The organism is Agarivorans sp., from assembly GCF_050295395.1.
Lineage (GTDB): Bacteria > Pseudomonadota > Gammaproteobacteria > Enterobacterales > Celerinatantimonadaceae > Agarivorans.
Map to the genome: position 1 here is coordinate 1 of NZ_JBNKPP010000205.1, position 9,030 is coordinate 9,030.

10 protein-coding genes are annotated in these 9,030 nt (G+C 49.0%); 2 read left to right on the plus strand and 8 right to left on the minus strand.

Going from position 1 to position 9,030, the window contains the following annotated elements:
• The 4 genes from phnF to phnC form a co-directional block, all read right to left on the minus strand.
• Nucleotides 1-513: phosphonate metabolism transcriptional regulator PhnF (phnF, locus tag ACQY6Q_RS11800; protein ID WP_427981668.1), on the minus strand; the 513-nt coding region annotated here is incomplete at its 3' end.
• Nucleotides 514-524: 11 nt separating this feature from the next.
• On the minus strand, nucleotides 525-1,313 hold the full coding sequence (phnE, locus tag ACQY6Q_RS11805) for a phosphonate ABC transporter, permease protein PhnE (RefSeq protein ID WP_427981669.1): 789 nt from the start codon (nucleotides 1,311-1,313) through the stop codon (nucleotides 525-527).
• 67 nt (nucleotides 1,314-1,380) lie between these two features.
• Nucleotides 1,381-2,388, minus strand: a complete 1,008-nt coding sequence (gene phnD / locus ACQY6Q_RS11810; protein ID WP_427981670.1) for a phosphonate ABC transporter substrate-binding protein — start codon at nucleotides 2,386-2,388, stop codon at nucleotides 1,381-1,383.
• Nucleotides 2,389-2,410: 22 nt separating this feature from the next.
• Nucleotides 2,411-3,235 (minus strand): phosphonate ABC transporter ATP-binding protein, encoded by an 825-nt coding sequence (phnC, locus tag ACQY6Q_RS11815; protein ID WP_427981672.1) that lies wholly within the window; start codon nucleotides 3,233-3,235, stop codon nucleotides 2,411-2,413.
• A 215-nt stretch (nucleotides 3,236-3,450) separates the two neighbouring features.
• Here phnC and ACQY6Q_RS11820 point away from each other — a divergent pair, with 215 nt between their 5' ends.
• Complete coding sequence (locus ACQY6Q_RS11820; protein WP_427981676.1) at nucleotides 3,451-4,119, plus strand: glutathione S-transferase family protein; 669 nt, start codon at nucleotides 3,451-3,453, stop codon at nucleotides 4,117-4,119.
• Between the two features lie 353 nt (nucleotides 4,120-4,472).
• On the opposite strand, the gene yidA is transcribed toward ACQY6Q_RS11820, so the two are convergent.
• Nucleotides 4,473-5,306 (minus strand): sugar-phosphatase, encoded by an 834-nt coding sequence (yidA, locus tag ACQY6Q_RS11825; protein WP_427981678.1) that lies wholly within the window; start codon nucleotides 5,304-5,306, stop codon nucleotides 4,473-4,475.
• 199 nt (nucleotides 5,307-5,505) lie between these two features.
• On the opposite strand from yidA, the gene ACQY6Q_RS11830 reads away from it, so the two are divergent.
• Complete coding sequence (locus tag ACQY6Q_RS11830) at nucleotides 5,506-5,997, plus strand: GNAT family N-acetyltransferase (protein WP_427981680.1); 492 nt, start codon at nucleotides 5,506-5,508, stop codon at nucleotides 5,995-5,997.
• Nucleotides 5,998-6,013: 16 nt separating this feature from the next.
• Here the strand turns inward: ACQY6Q_RS11830 and ACQY6Q_RS11835 are convergent, their stop codons facing one another.
• The 3 genes from ACQY6Q_RS11835 to ACQY6Q_RS11845 all read right to left on the minus strand — a co-directional run.
• Nucleotides 6,014-7,063 carry a YcjF family protein gene (locus tag ACQY6Q_RS11835; protein WP_427981682.1) on the minus strand — a complete coding sequence of 350 codons (1,050 nt, stop codon included), beginning with the start codon at nucleotides 7,061-7,063 and terminating at the stop codon, nucleotides 6,014-6,016.
• Nucleotides 7,060-8,487, minus strand: a complete 1,428-nt coding sequence (locus tag ACQY6Q_RS11840; protein WP_427981684.1) for a YcjX family protein — start codon at nucleotides 8,485-8,487, stop codon at nucleotides 7,060-7,062. Before ACQY6Q_RS11840 ends, ACQY6Q_RS11835 begins: the two co-directional genes overlap by 4 nt.
• 224 nt (nucleotides 8,488-8,711) lie before the next feature.
• A partial coding sequence (locus ACQY6Q_RS11845; RefSeq protein ID WP_427981686.1) for a hypothetical protein occupies nucleotides 8,712-9,030 on the minus strand: 319 nt, incomplete at its 5' end.

The following is a 9,030-nucleotide window of genomic DNA, read 5'->3' on the forward strand; positions in this document are numbered from 1 at the left end:
GCGGCGCAGGCTAATGTTGTGTTGCTGCTTTAAAAAGGTATGCAGTGAACCGTGTCGATAGCGGTTTAAGCTGGCCTCATGCTCACCTAATAAGAGGTGATGAAAGACAATGCTCACCGGCACTTGGTCGATAAAACGCAAGGTTTTTAGCTGAATGACCGGCTCACCAAGGCTTAAACCTAGGCCCTTGGCCACCTGAGCACTGGCCTTTACTCGGCTTAGGCTGAGCAAGCGACTATTGGGTTTGGCACCGGCATTTAACAAGTTATCGGTAAATTTAGAGCCTGCATGCAGCGGGTAACGCACCGGCTTACTCAATACCAATACCCCCTTGCCTTGTTGACGCAGCAGCCAGCCTTTTAGCACCAGCTCGTCGATGGCGCGGCGTAGGGTATGGCGATTCACCTGATAGCGTTCGGCGAGGCGTTGCTCCGGCGGAAGGTACTGACCGGCTTGGTAGGCGGTAGTGATTTCCTGTTCCAAACTAAGGGCAATTTCTTGGTAACGAGACATTTGTGAATACTCTAGATAAACAGCTTACGCACGCGCTGCGAAGCAAAATCTAATAAGCTGACGGTGGCTACGATGATGATCATCACCGCGCAGGTTTGCGGGAACATAAAACCGCGAATGCTCTCCCAAAGAATCACTCCTATGCCGCCAGCTCCCACCATGCCGACCACGGTGGCTGAGCGAACATTGGATTCAAAACGGTACAGCGAGAAGGAGATCCATAGGGGTAATACTTGTGGGATCACCCCATAAACAATTTCTTCTAGCTTGTTGGCGCCGGTGGCTCTCACCCCTTCTACTTGGCCGGGGTCGATGGCTTCTACCGCTTCAGAAAACAGCTTGGCAAGCACCCCCGTGGTGTGAATAAACAGCGCCATTACCCCGGCGAAGGGGCCCAGACCCACACTCACCACAAACAACATGGCAAACACCATTTCGTTAATTGCGCGTGCGGCGTCCATCAGGCGGCGCATCGGTTGGTAGACCCAAGCCGGCACCATGTTTTCGGCACACATCAGGCCAAAGGGCACCGATAAAATAATCGAGAAAATGGTGCCCCAAATAGCAATGTGTAGGGTGATGAGCATTTCTTCTAGATAGTAGCTAAGGTCGCTAAAGTCGGGGGGAAAGAAGTCACTGGCTAGCTCGGCCATGTTACCTGCGTCTTGGTAGAGCTTTAGCGGGGCAATTTCCGCTCCCTGCCAACTCCATACTAGGCCCGCTAGAGCAAGAGCCCAGGCAAACAGGCTTAGCCAAGAAGGCTTGCTGTGTTGTTCGAGGATGACGGTTTCGCTGGTCATGTGTGTATCCAACTTGTCTAGATAAGTGGTGGTAACAAAAGCTGGGTCGAAACCCAGCTAGTGTGATTTATTGCGCCATCGCGGTAATGGCACTTTGTTGGCGATTTAGGTCAGCCAATTGTGCGTCGATAACCGCTAACTCAGCCGCTTTTTCTGCCTTAGAAAGCTTGCTGTCGTTTTCGGTATTGATGCGGTTTTTAAACAACACCAATTGACGAATAGGCAGTAGTTGTAGGTCACTAGAGGCTTTGAAAGGTGCCCATTGCAACTGCTCTAAAATAGCCAGTTCTTGTGGGTCACCCGATTTGCCGTAGTTCATGAAGAAATCGTAAACCTTGCTTTTTACGCTTTCTGGTAGGTTTTTACGCCATACGATGGGGTCTGATGGGATCAGCGGTGATTTCCAAATCACTTTTAACTGAGCAAATTTCTCAGGCGCAGTGACTTTTAAGCGATCCATGTTTTCAGTATTGCCGGTAGCCACATCTACTTGCTTGGCGGCAGCGGCGAGGGCATTGGCTTCGTGACCCGAGTTCATGCTGCGTTTAAAGTCAGACACTGAGATGTTGTTTTGGGCAAATACGTAGTAAGACGGCACCAAGAAACCCGAAGTAGAGTTAGGATCGCCGTTACCAAAGGTCAGTTCGCTGCGCTTGGCAATCACGTCGTCTAAGTTGTTTAGCGGGCTGTCTTTGTGCGTTACTAGCACACTCCAGTAACCGGGGTTACCTGTTACATCAACGGTTTGGGCGAAGATTTCACCACCGGCGCGGTCTACTGCTTCCATGGCCGACTTGTTGCCATACCAAGCTACGTCTACTTTGTCGAAGCGCATGCCCTGAATGATGCCAGCGTAGTCTGGGGCGAAGAAGGCTTTTACCTTGTAGCCGGTTTTTTCTTCCATGGCCTCTAAGAAGGGGATCCAGGTGGTTTTTAGGTTTTGCTGAGATTCAGTAGAAATAATCCCAAAATTAATGGTCTCCATGGCTTTGTCTGCCGCGTTGACCATGCTTGAACTGAGCGCCGCAGCCATTACCGCGCTGGCAAAGGCTGTTTGCTTGATTAGCTTTAACATGCCATCTATCTCCTTTAGTGGGTTAGGCCGTCTGTGGCCATAGTTGTGGAACTGTTTGAGGTGTTTGTTGTTGCTGTGATGTTTGGTTTTGTGAGCCGTATAGGGCGGCTAAGTTGTTGTCGTCTAGCTGTTCGCTGGGGCCGTCGTAAAATACTGCACCTTGCTTGAGCGCCACTACCCGTGGGCAATAGCGTTTGGCGTAGTCCACTTGATGCAAGGTGACCACTACCGCGATGCCCTCTTGTTGGTTAATATCGCGCAGAATTTCCATCACGATGCGTGATGATTCAGGGTCTAAAGAGGCTATCGGTTCGTCGGCCAATATGATTTTGGCTTGCTGCATTAGCGCGCGAGCAATCGCCACGCGTTGCTGCTGGCCGCCAGAGAGAGTCGAGACCCGTTGTAGGGCAAATTGCTCTAAACCCACCCGCTTTAATGCCGCCAAGGCTTGGCGCTTTTGGGCTAAGCTAAAATGCCCGCTAAGGCTGCGCCAGCTGGGGGTGCGGCTAAGTGCGCCTATCAGTACATTGTTTAGCACGCTTAGCCGATTAACTAAGTTAAATTGCTGAAAGATATAGCCAGTTTGGCTGCGGCTTTGGCGAACGCTAGCGCAATATTTACCGTCTTTTTGCACCGGAATGCCCAATACTTCAACGTAGCCCTTGGCGGATTTATCGCTGCGAACCAAGCCATTTAAGTGGCGAAGTAGGGTTGATTTGCCTGAACCAGAGGGGCCCAGCAGCGCCACCATTTCACCTTGAGCCACGCTCAGCTCAACATTTTTAAGCGCGTGGTTATCTGCAAAGTGTTTGTTCAGTTGTTGTACCGAAATAACTTGCTGGTTCATAGATCCATCCTGCCGTTGTTTTGCACTCTAACTTAGGCGGGAAATATGACAGTCAGCTTATCTAGACATGTCAGTTTGGTGACTTATTTATGGCAATTTGCTTACAAAGTGAGCAATTTATTGGGCGGTTTTTCTTGTTGGAGGATTTAAATTTGACCTGTTTGAGGATTGCTTTAGATTAATGGTTACATGCATAAGCTATAACAAGGATACCCATGATTACTCTGCATCACTTGGTTCAATCTCGCTCTAACCGCATCGCTTGGTTATTAGAAGCGCTGGAATTGCCCTATCAGATTAGTGCTTATCAGCGAGACCCTAAAACCTACGGGGCACCAGAAAGCCTTAAGCAAGTTTCACCCTTGGGAAAAGCACCGGTGATTAGCGATGGTGAGCTGGTGATTGCCGAATCGGGTGCGATTATCGAATATTTAATCGATAACTACGACGAGCAGCAGCAATTTCGCCCTAAAGATGGTCAGGCTTTATTAGATTACCGCTACTGGCTGCACTTTGCCGAAGGCTCGATGATGCCTCTATTGGTGATGCGCTTGGTATTAAACAAATCCTTAGAAAAGCCGATGCCGTTTTTTGCCAAGCCGATCATCCGTAAGTTTGTTGATGGCTTAAATAACATGTTTATTGAGCCGCGCATTGTGCCGCAGTTACAGCAGATAGAGCAGCACTTGGCTAAGCACACTTGGTTTGCCGGTGAGCAGCTATCGGGGGCGGATTTTCAAATGATGTTGGTACTGCAACTGGCCGCGCAGCGCTGTGATATGTCGCCTTATTCGCAGATTAAACGCTACATGCAGCAGATAGAGAAAATCGAAAGTTATCAACGCGCCATGAAAAAATTGGTGGCGGCTGAGGCTGGCGAATAAGCCCGCTTTTGTTTATAGCTTTGTTGTGTTTAAAGATAGTCTTCTAGTTTCACGGCTTGTTCTAAAATACATGCTGTTTAAGCCATTTGCTTGTTGCTAGTGCCAAACAGTTTGGGAAGTAGGCGCGGGTTACATGTTTAGCGAGAATAGCTTATGAGGGCTTTAGCTAGAGCACTGCGCTAAGAACAACGTCGCTGAGAAGGATACGCTAGGTTGGAGTAACTTTAGTTATTCTTTTTAAGCTAGTCTGCAATGCGAGTTAGCGGCAGTTGGTTTTTGAGCTAAAGCCCAAGTAAAGCTAAAGCTTGAGAAGGCGGCAATCATAAGGATGCTTATGATTGCCGTAGCTAAGCTTAATTACAGGTATTTTCTACGCACAAGCTGTTCAGCACTTTTTCTTCAATGGCTACCGCCACACCGTCTTGTTTATTGCTAGGAGCGATGTAATTGGCAATGGCTTTTAGCTCTGGATCGGCGTTGTCCATGGCTACCGCAAGGCCCGCGTATTGCAGCATTTGTAGATCGTTTTCGGCATCACCAGCACACATGACTTGCTCAGCACTGAGGCCAAGAATAGCCGCCAGTTGCGCTACGCCCACGCCTTTGTTGCTGTCGCGATGTAAAAATTCAAGGAAGAAGGGGGCACTGCGACACACCGTGTATTGCTCGCGCAGTGCGGCTGGCAAGTTGGCAATGGCTTGGTCGAGTACGCTTTCTTCGGCAACAAACATGATTTTTACTAGCGCGTCGTCGGCAGACAGTTGGGCAAAGTCGAATTCGTTCACATCGATGCCATTTATTGAAGACTCAATGTCGGTCCAAGGGTTGTGCTGCTGGGTAATGAGGCCATGTTCAGCAGAGAAGGCATGAATATATACACCTAGTCGCTGGGCTACTTTTAGTAGCTCGCTGCCGTCTTTGCCATTAAGAGCAGTTTTATGAATGATCTCGCTATTGCCTACGCGTTGCACCAATGAGCCGTTGTAAGAAATCACAAAGTCTTCATCGCTGGTTAACTCTAATTGCTCTAAGTAAGGAACCAGACCTTGCAGTGGGCGGCCCGAAGCCAATACCACTTTTACTCCGGCTTGTTTAGCCTGTTGAATGGCTTGGTGGGTGCGTGGGGTGATTTTTTTCTCTTCATTGAGCAGCGTGCCGTCCATATCTAGGGCGATAAGTTTAATCATTTCAGTGAAAACCTTTCATATTGATGAGCTGGGCCTAAGAGTGGGCCGAGCTGAGCGTGGGCGTTTTGCGGCAATTTTACACTAAAAGTGTGAGCGCTGTAATGTTTAGATCAGGCTAAACACCATGCTATTTTTCATCTGGCACAATGATATTTTATAGCGACGCGCCTCATTATAAACCGAGATAAACGGAGCCTGAATGGAATTTTGTCCAGTTATTAAGCCCTTAGAACAACAGCGTTTGGCAGATTTGGCCAGAGAGATTTGGTTAGAGCACTTTACGCCGATTATTGGCCGCGCTCAGGTGGAGTACATGTTAGCGCACTACCACTCTTTGGCCATTATTAGCGAGCAAATCGCCGCGCAAGATTACGCATATTACTTGTTGGAAGAGCAGGGCCAAGCGCTGGGCTATGTGGGCGTGCAGCCCAAGGATGGGGCGCTGTTTTTAAGCAAACTGTATATTCACCGCGCTGCTCGCGGCAAGGGCCTGGGCAAACAGGCCATGGCCTTTGTAAAAGACTTCGCCAAGCAATGCGGTTTGAGTGAAATAAAGCTTACCGTAAACCGCGATAATCATGCTTCCATCGCCGCCTATTTAAAGTTGGGTTTTGTGAAAACTGGCGAACAATGCGCCGACATTGGCGGCGGCTATGTAATGGACGACTGGCTGATGAGCCTAAGGCTATAAGCGCCAGAGTTTGGCGCTAGTTCGCTTCAGTTTTTGTGCTGAGTTTTTGTTTTACTTTTTCCAGCAGCATGGCTTTAAGTTGCTTGGTTTTAGGGCGATTGTTTTGCGTCCATGGAATTGGTCGACATTGCTCCATGGCTTTAAAACCCAGCCTTGCAGTAAGCAGACCTGCGCCTATGCCTTGGGCGGCTTTGCTGGATAACTTGGCGGTCAGCTCGGCGCCTAATAAATCACTGCCTAAGTCGCTCACGACTTCACTGGCGGCGGCATAAATCATGTTGGCAAACACACTTTTAGTGAGGCGGATGCGGCTTAAGTAGCCCAGTTCTATGCCGTAAATTTTGGCTAGCTCTTCAATCATCTTAAGGTTACGCCAAAACATAATCAGCATGTCGACCAGCGCCAGTGGGCTAATGGCCACCAAAATGGCCGCCTCGCTGGACCACTTAGCAATGGCTTGTTTAGCGCGCAGATCCATCGGGCTTAATACGGTTTCGCTATACAGGCTAACTATTTCTTGGCTGCTGTGGCTGTCGTTTAACCATTGCTGCCACTTAAGGTATTCCTCGGTGTCGTTAATCCCTTGTAGCTTGGCAATTTGCTCGCAGTAGCGCTGGGCTTGGCCGCTGTCGAGTTGTTGAATTTGCATGAGCTCTTGGCCGTGTTGCTGCTGCTTTTGGTAGTGTTTTAAGCGGCGTAAACGGCGTAATTCTTTTAGGCCAAAGACCAGCGAACCAATGCCTAAACTGGCCATTACCGCGCTGTAAATAGCCGCGCGTAGCGGCGAGCTTTGCCATAGCTCAACTAGGCTTAAACCCAGTTCGCCAAGGGCAATCACTAAGGCGGCGCTTAAGCCGTATTTAAGCCAAGGATTGCTGCGTTTGGGTTGTAGCTCTAGGTTTATCGGCGGCTGCTCATCGTCGGCATCGGCTTGCCACTGCTCGCTCTCATCGGCCACTTGTTTCGCCGCCAACTTATTGGGCTGCGCTTGACTGGCTTGCTCTAATAGTTGCTCAGCGAGTTGTTCATCGGTGAATTCTTGGCGCTGTTTTAGTGGAGTGCTCATTTAAATTTGTCTCCTAGTAAAAACTCGATGGCTTGGTCGATGCGAATATGCGGCAGGGCTTCAAAGCTATTGGCCTGCGGCGCCTGAAAAGGGCTGAACTCAAAACCTTGCTGCTGCCAAAACTCTGGCTTGGGCAGGCTGGCGGGCACTTCACCGGGAAATACCGTCGTGACTTTTTGGCTGTCGGCATCACTTTGCAATATGCCTTTTAAGGCGCTGAAAGACTGGCCATTGATTTGTACCTTACCGCTTTGAGTGGCCTTGATAGAGGCCAGCGCCATGGTTTGGGTGCTAATGCCTTCAAATTTCACATGGCGTTTGCCTTCGGCAATCAGCTGGCTCAGCAGTTGTACCAGTTTGTCGTGTTGCTCGGGGGTGACATGGTCGGCCTTGCTAGCGGCAAATACCAATTTATCGATTTTCGGTGCAAACAGGCGGCGCAGTAGGCTGGTTTTGCCGTAGTTAAAACTGTGCAGTATTTGGTTTATCGCCAGCTGCATGTCACAAAAACTTTGGTGGCCGCTGTTCAGCGGGCTTAAGCAGTCAACCAGCACGATTTGGCGGTCAAATTTAACAAAGTGCTGGCGGTAGAACTGCTTTACAACGTGCTCTTTGTAATATTCAAAACGTTGCTCTAATAGCCCTAAATAACTGGCTTTCTGCGCTTTACGGCTGCCGCTGGGTTCGCTTAATAGAGCAGGCGGCAGCGGGAAGAAGGCCAGTATTGGCGCACCGGCCAGTTCCCCCGGTAATACAAAACGCCCCGGTTGAATATGATGCAGGCCAAGCTCATCTTTACAGCGATGCAAATACTCGGTGTAGGCCTTGGCAATGTCGGCCAAGGTGTTTTCGTCGGCTGGGCTGTGTACGTCTAAGCCTTGCAGCAAGGCTTGCCAGCTCTGGGCTAACTCAGCCTTGCGCGCGTGCTGAAGGTTGTTGGCAATATGCTCACACCACTGCTGATAGCTCATGTCTAATAGCGGTAGATCCAATAGCCATTCACCGGGGTAATCCACGATGTCTAGGTTGAGTGTGGCGGTGTGGCTAAGCTTGCGCCAGATAAGTGATTGTGGGCTATAACGCAGTTTTAAACGTAATTCGCTCACCCCATCGGTGGGCGAAGGCCAGCGCGGCGGCTGGCTTTGCAGCGCCTGCATGCCGCCAAGATAGTCGAAACTGGCCAAATGCAAATGCGGCTGAGGCACCCGCTTGGCCCCCAAAAAGCCCTGCTTACGCGCCAGCGTCCACAGCGGCAGCTGGTGGTTCTCTGCGCCCAATAACAACTGATTCACCAGCGAAGTAATAAACGCCGTTTTACCCGCACCACTTAAGCCCGTAACGGCAAGGCGCAGTTGTTTGTCCATGCTGAGTTTAGCCAGCTCGTCGGCTTTAGCGCCTAAGCGCGATAATCGGGATGGGCTCATAAATAGCGGCATTTAATTAAAGGATACTGCCTACTATATCAGGGTTTACAGCCCGCTTTTCAAGCGAAGTGTTTGATATTGGTGATAAGAAGCAACTCGCACCGAGCTAGTGGGAAAGGAGAACCTGAGTTGTTTGTAGTGCTTTGGAAAACGTTTGTTGTCGTTCTTAAACGTTTTTATGTGGCTGTATTAACACCATTAAAACCAAACATTTAACGAGCAAGTCAGCCTAAACTATTTAAGGCGTCAATTAAATTGGAATGCTTTTTTTTGAAACTATCGGAAAAGTACAAATTATTGCATTCTTTACTAAAAACATACTCAAACAATACAGGGACAATATTCCCGTCATAATGTAATGCTGCATATTTACTTACACGTATAGCTACATTGTCTAGTAGTTGCTGTTTGGAAGACTCATTTAAAGCTGACATCAGCTCTCCATATGTGTCGCCGTTATTAAAATACACTTCGTCGATTGAATCATAATTTTTGTTATCCAGTACCTGCATTGCTAATGCACATTTTGTCGTTGATTCCGAT